The 17,374-nt window shown below is 51.7% G+C and carries 13 protein-coding genes; 10 read left to right on the top strand and 3 right to left on the bottom strand.

Annotated features, from left to right (window positions below; all coding sequences use genetic code 11):
* Nucleotides 1-271 precede the first annotated feature (271 nt).
* The 3 genes from ACQ4N7_RS08835 (at nt 272) to ACQ4N7_RS08825 (ending at nt 5,306) form a co-directional block, all read left to right on the top strand.
* Nucleotides 272-712: a type II toxin-antitoxin system VapC family toxin gene (locus tag ACQ4N7_RS08835; RefSeq protein WP_430711239.1), complete on the top strand. Its 441-nt coding sequence runs from the start codon at nt 272-274 to the stop codon at nt 710-712.
* Nucleotides 713-898: 186 nt separating this feature from the next.
* Nucleotides 899-3,922, top strand: a complete 3,024-nt coding sequence (locus tag ACQ4N7_RS08830) for a type I restriction endonuclease subunit R (RefSeq protein WP_430711238.1) — start codon at nt 899-901, stop codon at nt 3,920-3,922.
* 160 nt (nt 3,923-4,082) lie between these two features.
* A complete protein-coding gene (locus tag ACQ4N7_RS08825; RefSeq protein ID WP_430711237.1) occupies nt 4,083-5,306 on the top strand; it encodes a hypothetical protein in 1,224 nt (407 codons plus the stop codon).
* A 33-nt stretch (nt 5,307-5,339) separates the two neighbouring features.
* Here ACQ4N7_RS08825 and ACQ4N7_RS08820 read toward each other — a convergent pair whose 3' ends face one another.
* Both ACQ4N7_RS08820 and ACQ4N7_RS08815 read right to left on the bottom strand, forming a co-directional pair.
* A complete protein-coding gene (locus ACQ4N7_RS08820) occupies nt 5,340-6,224 on the bottom strand; it encodes a hypothetical protein (protein ID WP_430711236.1) in 885 nt (294 codons plus the stop codon).
* A complete protein-coding gene (locus ACQ4N7_RS08815) occupies nt 6,221-6,502 on the bottom strand; it encodes a hypothetical protein (RefSeq protein WP_430711235.1) in 282 nt (93 codons plus the stop codon). The genes ACQ4N7_RS08820 and ACQ4N7_RS08815 overlap by 4 nt, the downstream gene beginning before the upstream one ends.
* Nucleotides 6,503-6,836: 334 nt before the next feature.
* Here ACQ4N7_RS08815 and ACQ4N7_RS08810 point away from each other — a divergent pair, with 334 nt between their 5' ends.
* The 4 genes from ACQ4N7_RS08810 (at nt 6,837) to ACQ4N7_RS08795 (ending at nt 12,538) form a co-directional block, all read left to right on the top strand.
* Complete coding sequence (locus tag ACQ4N7_RS08810) at nt 6,837-7,739, top strand: tyrosine-type recombinase/integrase (RefSeq protein ID WP_430711234.1); 903 nt, start codon at nt 6,837-6,839, stop codon at nt 7,737-7,739.
* Between the two features lie 255 nt (nt 7,740-7,994).
* Entirely contained in the window at nt 7,995-9,875 is a 1,881-nt protein-coding gene (xisF, locus tag ACQ4N7_RS08805; protein WP_430711233.1) for a fdxN element excision recombinase XisF, read from the top strand.
* Between the two features lie 527 nt (nt 9,876-10,402).
* Nucleotides 10,403-11,815 (top strand): Rieske 2Fe-2S domain-containing protein, encoded by a 1,413-nt coding sequence (locus tag ACQ4N7_RS08800; RefSeq protein ID WP_430711232.1) that lies wholly within the window; start codon nt 10,403-10,405, stop codon nt 11,813-11,815.
* A 93-nt stretch (nt 11,816-11,908) separates the two neighbouring features.
* Nucleotides 11,909-12,538, top strand: a complete 630-nt coding sequence (locus ACQ4N7_RS08795; protein WP_430711231.1) for a hypothetical protein — start codon at nt 11,909-11,911, stop codon at nt 12,536-12,538.
* An 81-nt stretch (nt 12,539-12,619) separates the two neighbouring features.
* Here ACQ4N7_RS08795 and ACQ4N7_RS08790 read toward each other — a convergent pair whose 3' ends face one another.
* Entirely contained in the window at nt 12,620-13,396 is a 777-nt protein-coding gene (locus ACQ4N7_RS08790) for an LmeA family phospholipid-binding protein (protein ID WP_430711230.1), read from the bottom strand.
* 533 nt (nt 13,397-13,929) lie between these two features.
* On the opposite strand from ACQ4N7_RS08790, the gene ACQ4N7_RS08785 reads away from it, so the two are divergent.
* From ACQ4N7_RS08785 to ACQ4N7_RS08775, 3 genes are all read left to right on the top strand, one after another.
* Nucleotides 13,930-15,243 carry a DUF4912 domain-containing protein gene (locus ACQ4N7_RS08785; protein WP_430711229.1) on the top strand — a complete coding sequence of 438 codons (1,314 nt, stop codon included), beginning with the start codon at nt 13,930-13,932 and terminating at the stop codon, nt 15,241-15,243.
* 188 nt (nt 15,244-15,431) lie between these two features.
* A complete protein-coding gene (locus ACQ4N7_RS08780) occupies nt 15,432-16,163 on the top strand; it encodes a 2-phosphosulfolactate phosphatase family protein (protein ID WP_430711228.1) in 732 nt (243 codons plus the stop codon).
* A gap of 481 nt (nt 16,164-16,644) precedes the next feature.
* Nucleotides 16,645-17,373 carry a 16S rRNA (uracil(1498)-N(3))-methyltransferase gene (locus ACQ4N7_RS08775; RefSeq protein WP_430711227.1) on the top strand — a complete coding sequence of 243 codons (729 nt, stop codon included), beginning with the start codon at nt 16,645-16,647 and terminating at the stop codon, nt 17,371-17,373.
* Nucleotide 17,374: the final 1 nt, after the last annotated feature.

Raw genomic sequence — 17,374 nt, 5'->3', positions numbered from 1 at the left:
ACGCCGTGGACAATCTCTTTGAGCTCATCGCCTCGTCGGGGTGCTCGCCCCCTGCTCTTTTACCGGCATAATCCTGGAGCTCTGGAGGCTTTCTCATTAAGCCTCCCTTATCGCTGTGACCAATTACACGCCGACATCTCAGCAAAACCTGCAAGATTTTTCTTGAGATGCAGTATCAGCATTTAGCCAACGTCTCAACCATATGGGCGCAAGATTTCTCAATAAAGCTCAGAGTCTCTATGGGTAGCCAGGTCTAGGGGTAGGTTTTGCGGTGAGTCAATGGCTTTTAGACACTGATCATGTTTCTCTAATTTTGAGAGGCAATCAACAGGTAATTCAAGCAGCAGCCAGTAGACATCCTGATGTCGCAATTTCCATTATTACGGTTCAGGAATTGTTTAATGGCTGGGTTAATCTTATCAACCAAGGCAATGAAGACCCCAACCGTTTAGTCCAGCTATATGGGAAGTTTGCAAATACAATCGACTTCATCAAGTCTGTCCCCATACTCGACTTTGATGAGTCGGCCAAGCAGGTATATGTCAACTTGCGCAGCCAAAATCGAAAGTTGTCCCAAAGAAAGCTAGCTAAGGATGTGAGAATTGCTTCTATCGCTTTAGCTAATGGGGCGACGGTGGTAACGCGCAACCAGCAAGACTTTTCTCTCATCCCTAATCTTTCTCTAGAAGACTGGTCTCTCGATGCTTCCTGAACCTCCAGCAATCTTGACCAATCAGCAAAGCTTACATACGAATGGTTTTATGTAAAGAAATAGCTCTGAAGCTTACATCCGACAAAAGCGCTTTTCAGAAACTTGGTAGAAATTGTTTGTCTAGGTGACCATCGAAGTCGCTGGGTGGGTTTACTGAGAACAGCGCCGTCAATATAGGGGTGCCCCATGCACCGGGAAATCAACTTCGAAGATGCGATCGAGCAGGTCTTAACCACCGAGGGAGGCTACACCAAAGGCGATCCCAAAGACTACGATCGCGATCGCGCCCTCTTCCCCAAAGACGTTATCGGTTTCGTTCAGCAGACTCAACCCACCTTCTGGGAGCGATTTCAAACCCTCAACCAGGACAGAGCCGAAAGCGTCCTCCTCGATAGTCTGGTCAAAGAACTCCAGAGCAAAGGCATGCTCACAGTGCTGCGCCAGGGTTTTAAGTGCTTTGGCAAAACTGTGCGCCTGGCCTACTTCGAGCCCAACACCGGCATGAGCCCGGAGTCCTTCGCCCGCTACGAAAAAAACCGCCTTACTATCACTCGCCAGGTCCATACTGCCAGCGGGGTGATTCCCGACATCATCTTGGCGGTCAACGGCCTGCCCATCGCCACCCTGGAACTTAAAAACGCCATGAGCGGGCAGACCTACGAAAAGGCCGAAAACCAGTACCGCTATGAGCGCGACCCCAAAGAACTGCTCTTCGCCTTCAAGCAGCGCTGCCTAGTCCACTTTGCCGTAGACACCGACCAGGTCTCTATGACCACCAAGCTAGAGGGCAAAGAGACCACCTTCCTGCCTTTTAACCAGGGCTATAACCATGGGGCAGGTAATCCCCCCATAGAAGACAACTACCGCACCAGCTACCTATGGCGGCAGGTGCTCAGCCGTCAGAGCCTGCTCGACATCCTGGCCCGGTTCCTGCACCTGCAGGTCAACGAAAAAACGGTAGCTACAGACAAGGGGCTTAAACGCTTTACTAAGGAGACCTTAATTTTCCCTCGTTACCACCAGCTCGACGTGGTGCGGAAGCTCATTGGCCATGCCTGGGCGCACGGTTCTGGCCATAACTACCTGGTGCAGCACTCAGCGGGGTCCGGCAAGTCTAACTCCATTGCCTGGCTGGCCCACCGCCTGGCCAACCTTCACGATGCCAATGACACCAAAGTCTTCCACTCCGTTATCGTCATTACCGATCGCCGGGTGCTCGATCAGCAGCTGCAAGACACCATCTACCAGTTTGACCACAAGCAGGGAGTAGTCCAGAAAATTGACGAAAATACCCAGCAGTTGGTCAGGGCTCTCTCCGAAGGGGTGCCGATCATCATCTCTACCATTCAGAAGTTTCCCTTCATTACCCAGGCCATCCAGACCCTTGAGAAAAAAGGCACTACGCTGGAGATTTCCACCGAGGGCAAACGGTTTGCTGTCATCGTGGATGAGGCCCACAGTTCCCAGAGTGGCGAAACCTCCATGGAACTGCGGAAGGTGCTAAATAAGGATGGGATTGAAAGTGCGATCGCCGAGCAACTGCTCGACCTGGAGGATGACGAGCTGACCGATGCCGCCAAAGAGAACATGATCCGGGAACAGCTCAAACGCACCAAGCAGCCCAACCTCAGCTTTTTTGCCTTTACGGCCACCCCCAAATACAAAACCAAGCTGGTGTTCGATGAGCCAGGGGAAACCGGAGAGTCCCCCTTTCACCTCTACAGCATGAGGCAGGCTATTGAAGAAAATTTCATCATGGATGTACTGGAAAACTACACCTGCTACGAACGCTACTACGAGCTCATCCAGACCATCGAAGATGACCCTGAAGTGCCCCGACGCAAGGCCGCCCGTGCCTTGGCCCGCTTTGTGGAGCTGCATCCCCATAACATTCAGCAAAAAGTAGAAGTCATCATCGAGCACTTCCGTACCCACACTCGCCACAAAATGGGCGGTCGTGCCAAGGCCATGGTGGTAACCAGCTCTCGGGAGCAGGTGGTGCGCTATAAGCTGGCCTGCGACAAGTATCTCAAGGAAAAAGGCTACTCCGACATTCGCACCCTGGTAGCCTTCAGTGGTGACATTACTCTAAAGGGGTATCCTGGCAAGTTCACCGAAGTCAGCATGAATAAAGGCATTAAGGAGTCGGAACTGCGGGATAAGTTCGACACCGAGGAATACCAACTGCTGCTGGTAGCGGAAAAGTACCAAACCGGCTTTGACCAGCCCCTGCTGCACACTATGTATGTCGATAAGCGCCTGGCCGGGGTGCAGGCGGTACAGACCCTGTCGCGGCTTAACCGCACAGCTTCCGGCAAGACCGATACCTTTGTGCTTGACTTCGTCAACAGCCCAGCAGACATCTACACCGCCTTCAAGCCGTACTACGAAGACACCCCAGTCGGGGAGCAGTCTGACCCTCAACAGCTTAATGACCTGGCCCACCGCATTGAGCAGTGGCAGCTCTTTGACCAGGATCGGGTAAATCAGTGGTGTGAGGTCTGGTTTCGGAACCGTCAGAACCTCACCGGCGGCGAGCACCAGAAGCTAAACAGTCTGCTGAACCCAGTCGTTGAAAGCTTTAAGGAACTGGATGAAGGGGAGCAGGCCCTTTTTAAAAGCCAACTCGTCAGCTTCCGTAATCTGTACCTTTTCCTGTCTCAAATCATTCCCTACCAGGACTCTGACCTGGAAAAGCTCTACGCCTTCGGCCGCTTCCTACTGACCAAGCTGCCCCGCACTGAGGATGGTCCCAGGGTCAAAATCGATGACGAAGTGGAGCTGAAATACTACCGCCTGGAGAAAATCAGCGAAGGCCAGATCAGCTTAAAAGAAGGCGAAGCCTCACCCCTACGAGGTCCTACCGAAGTTGGCACTGGCCAGGCTGACGAGGAAGTGTTGTTGTCATCCCTGGTAGAAAAACTCAACGAGCGCTTTGGCACCGAATTTACCCCGGCGGACCAGCTATTCTTCGACCAGGTCCGCGAAACTGCCGTCGCCAACGAGCAAATCCGCCAGGCTGCCGAGGCCAACTCAGAGGAGAACTTTGCCCAAGTCTTTCAGAAGCTGCTAGAGAACCTCTTCATCGAGCGGATGGAAGGGAATGAGGATATTTTCGTGCGATTGATGAATGACGACGACTTCCGCAAGGTAGCGGCAGATTACTTGATGCGGGCAGTTTACAAGCAGGTGAGAGGTGAGGACGAGTAGCAGCCCCGAGATTGGGCAATTTGCCCGAAAATGGTGTCTTAGGTCTTGAAAAGTCAAGATTTGATCTTGCAAGCAATTCGCTACGACATCAAAGGGGCAAACTAATGCTAGCCAGTTAAATCATGGCCAGAGCCTACTTTAGGATTCAGGGTAACTATCGATGCCCTCAGATAACACTAAAGTTTTACGGATCGCTTGCAATGCTTCTCCTCCTGAAGAGGAGCCCAAAATCAATATCTTTAAAGCCTCAATCAATCTAGATTGCCTATTTGGTCATTTGTTTAGAGACTTATATGATCAGGACTTGCCTGAAACAAATTACTTAGGTAATCATTATTTACTTTTTTTGACTAAGGATGGTCACTTTAGATTCAATGGTTCTGGGGTGGGAGCACATAAGGAAGCTAAAATATCTGAGTCCAAAACTTTTGGAAAAGCGTTTTGTCGCTGGTATCTCCAAGAGTACTGCAATGTGACATACTTTCACCACATCGATCACATCTTAGATAGAACCATTGAAATAGATGGCATTTGTTATAGATTAGAGCGCAAAAGGAATAGAAGAGGGGATATTCCTGACTACCTATGCAGCTTTAGTAAATCTTATGATGCTCAGACAATTTTTCTGGGGGAAGCAAAAGGAAGTCAGACCAAAGCGGCAATGAGTACAAACCCTGAAAAATACTTCTTGAGCAAGAAATTTATGGAATGGAACGAGCAATTCAAAAGAATGCATCTTGTAGACAAAGAAAATAATGAGTTAAGGATAAAGGGTTATCTTGTGGCAACATTCCTGGGCAATGAAAACCACTTAAATTGTGAAACGACCGTGTTAGCTGAGGATCCATTTACGCCAGGAAATACACCCATTTCACCAGCTGCTAGCTTGGCATTGAGGAGAACTACTATCGCTGGTCATTATGCATCTTTATTTCACAAACTTGGCTTGCCACAGTTATCACAAGCACTTAGAAGAAGTATTACTCCCTATCGGCTACCAGCAAGTTACTACCAGGGAGAACTTTCTGTATTAGAAACCTGGACTACAGATATTATTTCTGTTGCGGAGCACGAGTTTGTTGGAGTTTTCTTCTATCCTCCGGCCATCCCGAGACACTACATTCGGCTATCGGATCTTGAACAGCTGCAAGAAGGCTTACAAGCCCCTGAATTAATGTTTTTGGGTTTGCATCGAAAAATATTTGATCAAGTCTTAAGAATAGTAGAGGTGGGTCCAGAAGCAGCAGATGAAGTGATGGATCTGAGTGAGGTGACAGGCTCTGACCCCAACATTACTCCCGAGGCACACTCAACTATATTCAGAGATGGCTCGATACTGGCCCCGCTAGAACACTTTAGACATTTAGGAAATTTATCTCGATGAACACCGAAGCAGTTCTTGATTTTTTACGCTTCTTTAAAGTTCTAGTTTTCGAGCAAGATTTGCATGGAGGATCCATGGACTTTGATTTGTTAGAATCGCGTTGGATGCGGTAATTAGATCTTGCTGTGCTTTTTGAAGCAGCTGCTGGGTCACGCTAGTCTGCTGTATTATTCGGCTAACAGTGCTGTCTACTACACTTTGTTGAAAACTCAACAAAGCATTTCTTTTGACTTGTAATAGTTCTGCATTGGTTCCAATTCCTGATGCTTTGTAGGCATCAAGTACACTAAAACGATTATCCCCATCGTAATCTATTGGATCAGCCACCTGTAACATGAAAAATAGTAGAAAAAGGTTGGCATTCCATTGAAGAGGTGAATTGATTTGAGCGGCTATAGGCTGGCTAGAGATGTCAACAGTAATACTAACACTGTAGGTGAGGTCTGTAGCTCCTAAAAAACACACTTCAGGAGGTAGAATTTGACCAGTGGAGTCTTGACTCCTAGCTTCTAGAAAATTAAAAGTTCCGGCATAACACTGACCAAGGACAACTAGAGCTACTTCTATATTAGATAAACTTTTAATGGTGGCAAGGAGAGGATAAGGTTGAATATCTGGGGAAGCAGAAATTCCCCTTAGACCACCATGTCCAGTGACGACAATGACTATTTTTTTGATATTCCTAGCTGATAGCTGCTGTTTCAACTCCTTGGTTAGGAAGATTTCTACTCCACTCGGAAAACCGTATGCAGATACAAAATTTGAGCCGCTGGGCTGATCAATAAATAGTAAGATATTGACTTCTGGGACTTTTCTATGTAATAGACATTTGACGCCGAAAAGCATGTCACTTAAAAAGCGATCCTCATCAGAACCGCTTAAAAATATCCAGGTTGTGTCAGAATCTAAAAGTTTCAAGGTCGATGGAAGTTGGGTACGACAGCGAAAACGGGAACATCTTCAATGTTCACTCTCTCCCGAATTTTAAAGTTGGGGAAGTCATTAAAAGACAGCGGCTCTCCATCTTCCTTGAGAAAGAAAAACTCTCGTTCTCCTGTGCGTAGCACAAAACAAACTTCAGGTTGAGCGCTTACCTCAACACTGTACAGAGTATATTGTCCCATCCCAATCAGGCGCAAAACCTCATCAGGAAGCTTGTCAAGGTCTTGTTTGGTCATCACGATAGTAGGAACCATAACCCTTGCCTTATACACTCACTGATTCCACATCATGCCTATCGCGTGAGCACCACGCTGTATATACCATTTCACTCAGACAAGATAGGGACTATATCCTAACTCACGCTATTTCAGACTAATAGAGACTCTACCGATTCTTTACTAAAGACATATATCTATGGATTGATTGCCTTGAATAGATATGTGCTCGGAACTCTAGAAAGGCTATCAGAATACCAAAGGCTAGTGGCTCTCTACTGGCACACACGAATAGCAGCAAATTGCCAAGAGCTAGAATAGTAGGATAAATCGAGTTATCGGCGGCTCAGACTTTTGCAGTCTGTAGACAACGATGGGTCAACTGGCACAACCAGAATCAGCAATAATCCTCCGGGGTGATGAGAACGCAGTCATCATCCGAGCATTCTTGCGATCGCACTCAGCTAACACCCGCAAGGCTTACCAAACGGATCTGTCACAATTTCTTGACCACATTCACCAAGCTCCCCTTGGAGCAGTCACCCTTGACGATCTCCAGGACTATCAGGACCACCTCCGCGAGCAATATCCCCACCCCCGATTTCCCGACCAACTCAGCCGAACCGCCAGGCGTAAACTCGCTTCCGTTAAGTCCCTCCTCCGGTTTGCACAAGAAACAGGAGCCATTCGCTTCAATGTGGGAGCGGCCCTCAAGCTAAAGCGAGGGAACCAAAGCATTACAGGTCGATTGCTCTCCGAAGAACAGGTCTTCAAACTATTCGGGGCGGCCAAAACCCCACGGGACGAAGCCATGCTGCGCCTTCTCTATGCAACTGGTGCCCGGGTCAGCGAAATTGCTTCCCTTACTTGGGGTGATGTTGTAGAAATGCCAGATGGTCGGGCCATCATCAATCTTTATGCCTCTAAGACGGATAAATCCCATGGCGTAACTGTTTCAGCTGATCTGCTTCACCGCTTACAGTCTCTTAGCTCAACCATGAGTCCCGACACCCCGCTATTACAGTCACGACAGGGGAACCCACTTTCTGACCGGCGTATGCGGGAAATTGTAGCTGTCGTTGCTGAGCGAGCTGGTGTGGAATTACCTGTATCTCCTCACTGGTTCCGACATTCCCACGCCACCCATGCCCGCAACCGGGGAGCAGACATGGCCATCATCAGTAAAACCCTTGGCCATGCTTCCCTCGATACCACCATGAGCATGTACACCCATCTGGCAAGCGACAAAAGCAGCGGAGACTTTTTAGCGGTGTAGCTCTAACCTAGACAATACGTGCGATACGACAACACCGTCATATTTCGCAACAAGATATTTCAGACCCAAAGCGTCTAGCTACAATGGCACTATAAACACAGAAAACCAATAGTTAGAAAGCAAGAGACTTAATTCCAACCGAAAAGTCCCTTCGATTCCACTCGCTGTTCTTATATGGGCACGTGGAAACGGAGGGCTTTTTGGTTTTTGTGTTTCTACCTCAACCCTAAGTACTAAATGAGGATAGGAACCATAATGAAAACTTTGGCAAGAAAATTGCTTCAACTGACAGCCTTTGAGCAAATTAAAAGCTCAAGCTGTAGTGAGCGAATCAACAGGATAAAATTCTCTATTTTCAGAATTTTTGGGACTTTTGTGCACATCCCACTTGAGTTGGCTTTGCACAAAAAAGTGCTAAAATCTAAACGCCATCGCTCACGCAACATTTATTCGGTGGCCTTAAAAGTATTTCTCGAATCAATAAAGCCAGCATTTGTGCAACTACACAGCTTGACACAAATGCTGAGTAGCTATTCGACAACAGTAATTCACACACTTTTCTACCCAAGGAACACAAAAATGAACACACCAATTGAAGTTGGTTATGTTCGCGTATCCTCACGTGAACAAGCAGAGGACTCTAACGCCTTAGAACAGCAAAGAGCCCGAATTCAGGCAACCCCAGCAGAACAGATCTTTGAAGATATTCAGCCAGGCAGCCAAGACAATCGTCCTAATTTTCAACAAATGATGGAGCAAGTAAGAAAGGGGAAAATAAAGAAGATATATATCACTCGGATTGACCGCATCACCAGGTCTTTAATGACATTGAAATTGCTTGTTGAAGAACTTGAAGAACATGAAGTTACTTTGGCTATCCTTGATCAAAATCTGGATTTAAGTACTCCCCAAGGCAGATTGATGCTCAACCTGCTAGGAATGCTAGCAGAATGGGAAATTGATTTAATGTCTGAGAGAATTAAGCACGGGAAAGCCCATGCTAGAAAACAAAAGTGGGCTAATGGCTCGTGTCCATTTGGTTATGTAGTCAAAGACCATAAATACTACCTCGATGATCGTCCATACCTTTGCTTATTGGAAGACCGGCCTGATAACTACAAAGACTATTTAGAGGATCATCTCTCAGAAGAAGTTTTTCTACAACTACCCAAACGAACAGTTGCCCAAGTCGCGCGAGACTGTATTGAGCTTGTGTTTGAGTATCAAGGTGTAAACCGAGGTCTACAAGCTGCTCAAAGAAGATATGGTTTTGGTAAGACCCTTTCCAAACGCAATGGTACAGATAGCATCTTACACTGGTCAAAGACGGGATTCAGTCTATGGCTGATTAATCCTATCCTAGATGGTCATACCTGCTATCTAAAAGACTTTCGTAAAGGCAAAAAACGTTTGATGAAGAAGGTGGAAGACTGGAACATTATCTGCAATACTCATCCAGACCAGAGACTTTTAAAGGATGGAGAGCGCGATGAACTACTTCGCCTAAGAAAACGAAACATGCGAATGTCGGGCAGTGCCTTCTTTCACAAAGAGGACTTGGCTCCCAAAGGCCAAAACTACAAACCCTTTGCCTGGCAAACAGGACTTGTTTTTTGTGGCGAGTGTGGGTCGTTATGCACTCAGAAATCTGTTTCTCACAATGGTGAGCAGAAATACGCCTATTACGCTTGCCGCCACTCAGGATACGGCTGTAACAACAAAAAATCCATGAGGAAAAGTGATATTGAGAATGCTGTTATTAAGTATCTCCTGGAGCGCTCAAAGGGGCTCAATGCCCCTTCCGAAGAAGCCGATAACGCTGAGAAAATCCCTAAAAAGTCTAGGAGACAGTTAGACCTGGAGGAGCAACTCTTAGCCTTAGAGAACTTTCCTCGCTTCAATCTCAACGTTGAGGCCATTAAGGAACAGATTCAACAACAAATCCGGGAAGAGATCAACCCATTCATGAATGGAAATTTCGACAGCCAGGAAATCAAGGACTTGATTCGTGCTGGTAATAACTTGGGGATTTGGCAGACCCTGACTAATGACGACAAAACAAGAATTTTTCAACATCTCATCCACAAAATAATCATTCACAATGGGGAGGTCGAGAAAGTTATTCTCCATGCTTAACCACGCAAGGAGCTATTTATGCTCAATTCACTTGAGATTCTGCGTAACAATCGTGAGTTGTTCGACATTGCCCTGGACCAAGCCCTGGACAACTGGGAACGCCAACCTTTTGATGTAGATCACCCAGTCTGCCTATCTTGCCAGTCCCAAGACATCAACATCAGTCGAGGGCGTCCTGGCAGGCGCTCCTACCGCTGTCGTGGCTGTAATCATCTGTTCTATGAGCCTTCAGATCACGTCTGTGATTGTGACGCTCCCGGGACCAATCCTAAGTGTCAGGAGTGCATTAACTATCAACGATTGATGCTAGAGGTTCAAACACACCTGCAAGCATTGAGAGAACCAACCCTCACCGATAGCTCGTCCTAGCAGGAGTGCTTGATACAACTAAGAAATTTCTAGGAGAGGCAGAGTGTCTGCCTCTCCTAGAAATTTCTTACCTTGCTCCCCCTATAAAGAAGATCGACGGCAATTCGCAATATTTTGTAACACAATAGAGAAGTGTCGCCAAATCTACAGGGATCACTATGACGGCTACTCAAGAAATGCTTGCCCCTCCAACAGCTCAAGAATGCGATATCTTACCGGCGGGTGGACCGGATCCCGAACGGTTTGATGTTGCTGAAGCCTGGTACCCAGTTGCCTACCTTCAAGACCTGGATGAGGCTCGTCCTAGTCGCTTTACCCTGTTAGACCGTGGTCTTGTCATTTGGTGGGACCCAAACCAGTCCATCTGGAGAGTCTTTGAAGACAAATGCCCGCACCGACTGGCTCCATTGTCTGAGGGACGAATAAACGAGGAAGGCCTTCTAGAATGTCCATACCATGGCTGGGCATTCTCTGGCAGTGGTAGTTGTGAGCAAATACCACAGGCATCAGAAGATGTGCAGGCTCAGCTCTCCAACCGATCTTGTGCTGTTTCGCTCCCTACGTCGGCGAAACAGGGACTTTTGTTCGTTTACCCAGGGAAGGCTGAGAATGCTCCAAAAGTGGCAGTCCCTATCATGGATCCAGTAGAAGATGAGCCCGACGGTTGGGTCATACTGAATACTTTTCGCGATTTGCCTTACGATGCCCTCACCCTGCTGGAAAATGTCCTAGATGCTAGCCATATCCCTTACACCCACCACAAAACCGTGGGCAATCGCGACAATGCGGCCCCTATGGAAATGGAAGTGACAGAATCCTCCAAACAAGGGTTTCAAGGCATCTGGGCGGAAGGACCACGTAAAGGAAAATTAGGCACTCAACACACTACGTTTGTTGCGCCATCTCTGATGTACCACGACCTGACGTCCAAGCAGTTTGGCCGAACAATGACTGTTGTGTACGCCGTTCCAATGAGGAAAGGGGAATGCCGTCTCTTTGCCCGCTTCCCCTTCAAGTTCTCTTCAAAGCTTCCTAGCTTCTTTATTAAGCGGACGCCTCGTTGGTGGAGTCACATCGGCAATAATGGAGTGTTGGAAGACGATCAGATTTTCCTGCATATCCAGGAACGGGAACTGGAGAAGGCCGGGGAGAAACCTTATGCTCAAACCTGCTACTTGCCTACCCAAGCAGATAAGTACGTTCTTCAGTTCCGTAAATGGGTAAGCGACTACAAAGCGGATCCATTCCCTGGGCAGGTTCTAAGTCGCGAGTTGCCTAAGGATGTTCTACTAGATCGCTATAACTCCCACACTAGGCATTGCGGCAGTTGCGCTCCTGCTCTGAAAAGAATTCAGACTATTCGTAAAGGCGCACTTATAGCTAGCGCAATTGTATGGTCAGCTGTGCCGGCTCTCATAGTGCTCTTAGGAGAACTGACTCCCCTCGTAGCCGGTCTTCTCACAGCTATTCCTCTGACTGCTTTTGCTCTTTGGCTTTGGTTAGGCAACCTAGAGCAAAAGTTCTACAAAGGACGGGAACTAGCACCTCGTAACGCTTTGGGTAAAAGTTAAAGATTCTTGACGAGCTAAAATATCCTCTTGCCTATCCCCTGTATTCCTTGTAATCAGGGGATTTTGCCGTTTTAAGCGCGTAGGATGTTAACTGTGGTCTACGCCACCCCCATGCGCAAGGGCGAGTGTCGGCTATTTGCCCGCTTTCCGTTCAAGTTTTCCTCAAAACTGCCCGCTACCGTGATTGGCCTTACGCCCCGCTGGTTTAGCCACATCGGCAACAACGCTGTGCTCGAAGATGACCAAATTTTTCTGCACCTGCAGGAGCGTGAGCTAGAGCAGGCCAATCGCCCCTACGCCCAGGCCTGCTACCTGCCCACCCAGGCCGATCGCTACGTGCTGGCTTTTCGCAACTGGGTCAGCGACTTCGAGGCCGATCCCTTCCCCGGTCAGCGTTTAGAGCGCGAGTGGACAAAGCAAGCCCTGCTCGATCGCTACCAGTCGCACACCCAGCATTGTCACAGCTGTCGCACGGCCCTGGCCCGCATTAAAACCCTGCGCTGGGCGCTTTTGGGGGTGAGCGCGGTGGGCTGGTCGCTGCTGCCGATCGCGATCGGCAGCTTCACCGCCACTACGGCCATGCTGCTGTCGCTGTTGCCCCTGAGTACCGCCGCTGCCTGGGCCGGTCTGGGCCGTTTAGAACGCCGCTTCTACGAAGGTCGAGCGGTGCCGCCCCGCAACCTGCCCGAGAAAAAGGCTAAGGCAGGCCGCGCTCAGCAATAGCTGCGAGCATTACCCTGGGCCAAACCTGAGGGTAGAGATTAAGGCTGTGGTGGGCAATGCCCTACGGTTAAGCCTATCAACCTAATCCGCCGGAATTACCCGTACCATCCCCACCAGGTCAATGCCGGTGGGGGTAACGTCAAGCTGGCGAATATTCACCTCTGGCCCCAGGTCAAACTCAATTTCGTCAAGCGCGACCGGCGAGGATGGTGTGCCGATCGCGGGCAGCACGGTGGCCACTGGCTGGTGCAGACACAGCCAGCGCCCTTCGCGCATCGCCAGCCCCATCGTTAGCTCCAGGGCATCGCCGCTGAGGGGTTCTGGGGGCCAGCACAGGGTCAGGCGATCGGTGGCCAGGGCAATGTCGGGGGCGGGCGACGCTTCACCATCGCCAAGCCAGCGATCGAGGGGAATGCCCTGCTGAGTCATTGCCCCCGCCAGGAGCTGTTTCAGCACATCGCGCAGCCCCTGCCCCAGCAGAGCTGACTGTAGCGACGCCCGCAGATCGGCGGCCAGCACGCTCACCTGCCCGTCTACCGGAAAGGGCTGTAGCAGCCGCAGCGCCTTACCCCGCAGCACCTGGGGCAGGTTGACGCGAATATCGGCGGCGCTGACCGTTACCTGGCTGACGTGCAGCCCCTGGTACACCGCCTGGTGCGCCGCCACCGTCACCTTGGGCAGGTAGCCCGCCAAAATTTGCCGATCCTTGCCGTCGATCGCAAACTCTAGCCCCTCAATGTGGTCGAGCTGACTGTGCAGCCACAGGCGAATGGCAGGCGGCAGCAGGCGGCTAATAATGCGGCTGCCTTTGGCGGTTGAAGCATCGGAATCGGGTGTAGCAGCGGGATCAGAAGGCATTGTTGGGCCAGTGGTGCGGGCTAATAGCGACAGGGATAGGCAGACGCGATCCTTCAGGGAAGGGGCGGCACCCGTGCGATCGCATCCCCAAACTCTAGCAGGGGATGTCGCCCAGGTGAGCGCCAGTGCGATCGCATCAGAACGAGGCCAGCGATCGCCGTTTTGAACCCTAGGCTTGCCCCTAAATATTAAAAAGCCCTGACGCAATAATACACATGGGGATCAATTTGTTATGGTTTAATGACATAGCGATCCCCAAACCCCTGAATTCTCGCTGACGAAGCCAGAAAAGCCTTGATGGGGGCTTGATCCCAGCGGTTGTTTTTGTCATGCTACAGAGCAACGGTTGATCCCCACCCGCAACGAAAGGCCCGATAACTGGATGCTGAGGCTGAGGCCGAGTGCCAATGCCTGGGGTGCGGGATCGGTATCAGAATGGCGGGGATCGTCCTGGCCTGATGGTATCCCTCTGCCGTAGCCGATTGGGTTGCTAGCTGTTTGTTGTCCTGGTCTTTAATTAAGGAGAGTGCTCTATGTCATCGCCCCGTCCGCCTCTGGAAGATATGACTCTGCGGCAGCTCCGCAAAGTGGCCAGCGAATATGAGGTGTCTCGCTACAGCCGCATGCGCAAAACCGAGCTGATTGAGGCTATTCAGGCGATCGATGCTAAGCGTGGCGCAGGGGCTGCGGCGGCACCTGCACCGGTGGCTCCCACCCTGGCCCAGGTGCCTGCCCCCATGCCTGCGGCGGCGGGCGTGGCTGTAGCTTCTACCCCAAAGCCCGCGTACAGCGCGCCGACCCCTCCCTCGGTTGAGGTTTTGGCCTCGGTAGACGACGGGCTGGCCGATTTGCCCAGCGGCTATGGCGAGAGCCGCATCGTGCTGATGCCCCGCGACCCTCAGTGGGCCTACGCCTACTGGGATATCCCCAACACCCACAAAGATGAGCTGCGGCGGCAGGGCGGTTCGCGCCTGGCTCTGCGCTTCTACGATGTCACCGACATCGACTTTTACTCCCAGGCCCCCCACAGCCTGCAGCAGTACGAGTGCGACGAAATGGCGCGGGAGTGGTATCTGCCGATTCCGGTCAGCGATCGCGACTACGTGGCCGAAATCGGCTACCTGTGCAACGACGGTCGCTGGCTGGTGCTGGCCAGGTCGCTGCCCGTCCACATTCCCCCGGTCTACCCCTCCGACTGGGTCGAAGACCACTTTGTGACCGTCGACTGGCAGGCCGATCTGCGCGGCAAGACCGTGATGACGCTCAAGCATCCCAGCCAGCGCGCCGCCGAGAGCACCAATGCCATCTACGACAGCATTTTCGCGATGACCGAGTCGGCAGAGGCCCAGCGGGTAGCTGGCTCGCTGTTTGGCTCCATGCAGCACGTACCGGCGTCAATGGCTCCCGAGAAAGCGGTCAGCTCCTACGTCTTTCCCTCCGGGGCGGGGCTGTGGGCCGTGCCTGGGGCCGCACCAGCCGGGGTGCCCACAATGTCGGGAATCGGCCTCAACATGTCGGGGCTAACCATGTCGGGGGCAGGCTTCTCGGCCTCGGCTCCGCCGATTCGTCCCCGCAAGTTCTGGCTGGTGGCCGACGCCGAGCTGATTGTCTACGGAGCGACCGAGCCCGACGCTACCGTTACCATTGGCGGTCAGCCGATCAAGCTCAACTCTGACGGCACCTTCCGGTTCCAGATGTCTTTCCAAGACGGCAACATTGACTATCCGATTATGGCGGTAGCGGCAGATGGCGAGCAAACTCGCGCCATCCACATGACCTTCGATCGCGCTACCCCCTCGCGCCGCACCAACACCAAAGACGAAGCGGTGCTGGAGTGGCTGCCCTAGGCTGCCCGCTTGCTTAACGGCAGAATCACAGATTAAGGAGCGCCCCAGGTGCTCCTTTTTTTTCAAAAATGGGACAACTCCCCGCATAGAATGAAGTGTTGGCAAGCCGGATGTGGTAGCTCACGGATGGCGATCCCGATTTTGATTCCAGATTTTGGTCATTTACGTCCTAAACAAACTCCTAAGCCGTGAAATTATTTCTGTACCACACTCCCGAAGAAGTACCTGATCAGGGCGGCCCCGACTGTGCGATCGCCATCGATGTTTTGCGGGCTACCACCACCATGGCCGCGGCCCTGGCTGCGGGGGCTGAGGCGATTCAAGTCTTTAGCGACATCGACAGCCTGCTAAACGTGAGCGAAAGCTGGCCGCCCGAAAAGCGGCTGCGAGCGGGAGAGCGGGGCGGCGGCCAGGTCGAGGGCTGCGACCTGGGCAACTCGCCCCTCGACCATTCTCCCGAGAAATCGGGAGGTAAGCGGCTGTTTATGAGCACGACCAACGGCACCCGCTGCCTCAAACGCATCGAGCATGCCCCCACGGTGATTACCGCCGCCCTCACCACTCGGCAGGCCGTGGTCGAGTTTTTGCTCAGCCACAGTCCAGAGATTGTGTGGATTGTGGGCTCGGGCTGGGAGGGCACCTATTCGCTAGAAGATACCGTCTGTGCCGGAGCCATCATTCATGGGGTAATTGCGGCGACAGGGCAAACCTTTAAAGATTTGGCCGGCAATGACGCGGCGATCGCCGCCGTCAGCCTCTACCTACAGTGGCAGGATCAGCTGCTCGACCTGATGCACTATGCCAGCCACGGCCAGCGCCTGCTGCGCCTCAACAACGAAGCTGACCTCCAGTACTGTGCCCAGCTCGATGTGCTCGATATCGTGCCTCGCCAGCACGAGGTTGGGGTGCTGGGGCTGTAGATGGCTGCTCGGCTAGATCAAAGGTGCCAGGTTAGAGGGGGGCAGGGTTTAGGGGGTACGGTTCACGGCAGGCCTTGAGCCTGAAACTTTGAACTCTGGGCCGTTGAGCCTGTCAAGATTAGCCTGGTTCAGTACTTAGGTAATTACCGAAGAAATTTGGCAGAGCTTTATAGTCAGCTTATTCTTTCTTTACGTAGGTTCTCCTACAGTAGATATGAACCGCTAAGGTTCTTATAGGGTACGAACTATACTGAAACATCTAAAAACTAAGGCCTCCAGCTTTCGGGCTGGGGGCTTTAGTTTTTGCCGATTCTAGGTTATGACGAATAGGATATTGCAACAGCTAATTGAGTTAAGACACGTTGACCGATGGAATTCTCGGGCGGGAGCAATGCACTGCAATGCCCCTACCCCGAGCCTGTCCTAGCCCGTGGATGTTGGCAAAATTAACTTGGTCGGGAGGGTTACAGTGCAGCGGTTAATGGTGGAGCCGAATCAGGTGGTGGCTGACCAGCTTCGGCTCAGCAGCAGCCAGCAGCACTACCTGTACCGGGTGCTGCGGCTGGGGGCAGGGCAGCAGTTTGTGGCCCTCGATGGCCAGGGGCAGCAGTGGATTGCAACATTGACTCAAGATTCTGATGTGGCGGCGATCGCGCCCGTTGCTGCCCCCTCCGCACCGCACCAGGCCCCGATCACCCTGGCGATCGCTCTGCCCAAGGGCAGCGGCTTTGACGATGTGGTGCGCCAAACTACAGAACTGGGGGTGACCACGCTGCAGCCGGTAATCAGCGATCGCACCCTGCACCAGCCCAACCCCAAAAAGCTAGAGCGCTGGCAGCGCATTGCCCAAGAGGCCACCGAGCAGAGCGAACGGCTGCTGCTGCCCCAGATTCTGCCGCCCTTGCCCTGGCGAGACTATCTCAAGCAGGCGATCGAGGGAAATCGGTGGATCTGCGTGGCGCGGGGCGATGCGCCCCACCTGCTGGCGGTGGCTCAGGCTGGCGATCCGCTGGTTCCGGCTGCGATCGCCATTGGGCCAGAGGGCGGCTGGACGGTGGCTGAGGTGGAGAGTGCGATCGCGGCAGGATTTCAGCCTGTTTCTTTGGGGCCTTACATTCTCAGGGCGGTAACGGCCCCTCTGGCGGCGCTTACTTTGGTCACCGCTGCGCGCGCTTTGAGCCATTCTCCAGCGAATTCTAAAGACATCTAAA

It is taken from the genome of Nodosilinea sp. AN01ver1 (assembly GCF_050565655.1).
In the GTDB taxonomy this organism is placed as follows: Bacteria; Cyanobacteriota; Cyanobacteriia; order Phormidesmidales; family Phormidesmidaceae; genus Nodosilinea.
This window is presented reverse-complemented; position numbering and strand designations above follow the sequence as displayed.

Excerpts from the sequence above, each read along its gene's own strand:
- ACQ4N7_RS08830 (WP_430711238.1), top strand. The coding sequence starts at position 899 with ATGCACCGGGAAATCAACTTCGAAGATGCGATCGAGCAGGTCTTAACC.
- ACQ4N7_RS08825 (WP_430711237.1), top strand. The coding sequence starts at position 4,083 with ATGCCCTCAGATAACACTAAAGTTTTACGGATCGCTTGCAATGCTTCT.
- ACQ4N7_RS08815 (WP_430711235.1), bottom strand. The coding sequence starts at position 6,502 with ATGGTTCCTACTATCGTGATGACCAAACAAGACCTTGACAAGCTTCCT.
- ACQ4N7_RS08810 (WP_430711234.1), top strand. The coding sequence starts at position 6,837 with ATGGGTCAACTGGCACAACCAGAATCAGCAATAATCCTCCGGGGTGAT.
- xisF (WP_430711233.1), top strand. The coding sequence starts at position 7,995 with ATGAAAACTTTGGCAAGAAAATTGCTTCAACTGACAGCCTTTGAGCAA.
- ACQ4N7_RS08800 (WP_430711232.1), top strand. The coding sequence starts at position 10,403 with ATGACGGCTACTCAAGAAATGCTTGCCCCTCCAACAGCTCAAGAATGC.
- ACQ4N7_RS08790 (WP_430711230.1), bottom strand. The coding sequence starts at position 13,396 with ATGCCTTCTGATCCCGCTGCTACACCCGATTCCGATGCTTCAACCGCC.
- ACQ4N7_RS08785 (WP_430711229.1), top strand. The coding sequence starts at position 13,930 with ATGTCATCGCCCCGTCCGCCTCTGGAAGATATGACTCTGCGGCAGCTC.
- ACQ4N7_RS08775 (WP_430711227.1), top strand. The coding sequence starts at position 16,645 with ATGGTGGAGCCGAATCAGGTGGTGGCTGACCAGCTTCGGCTCAGCAGC.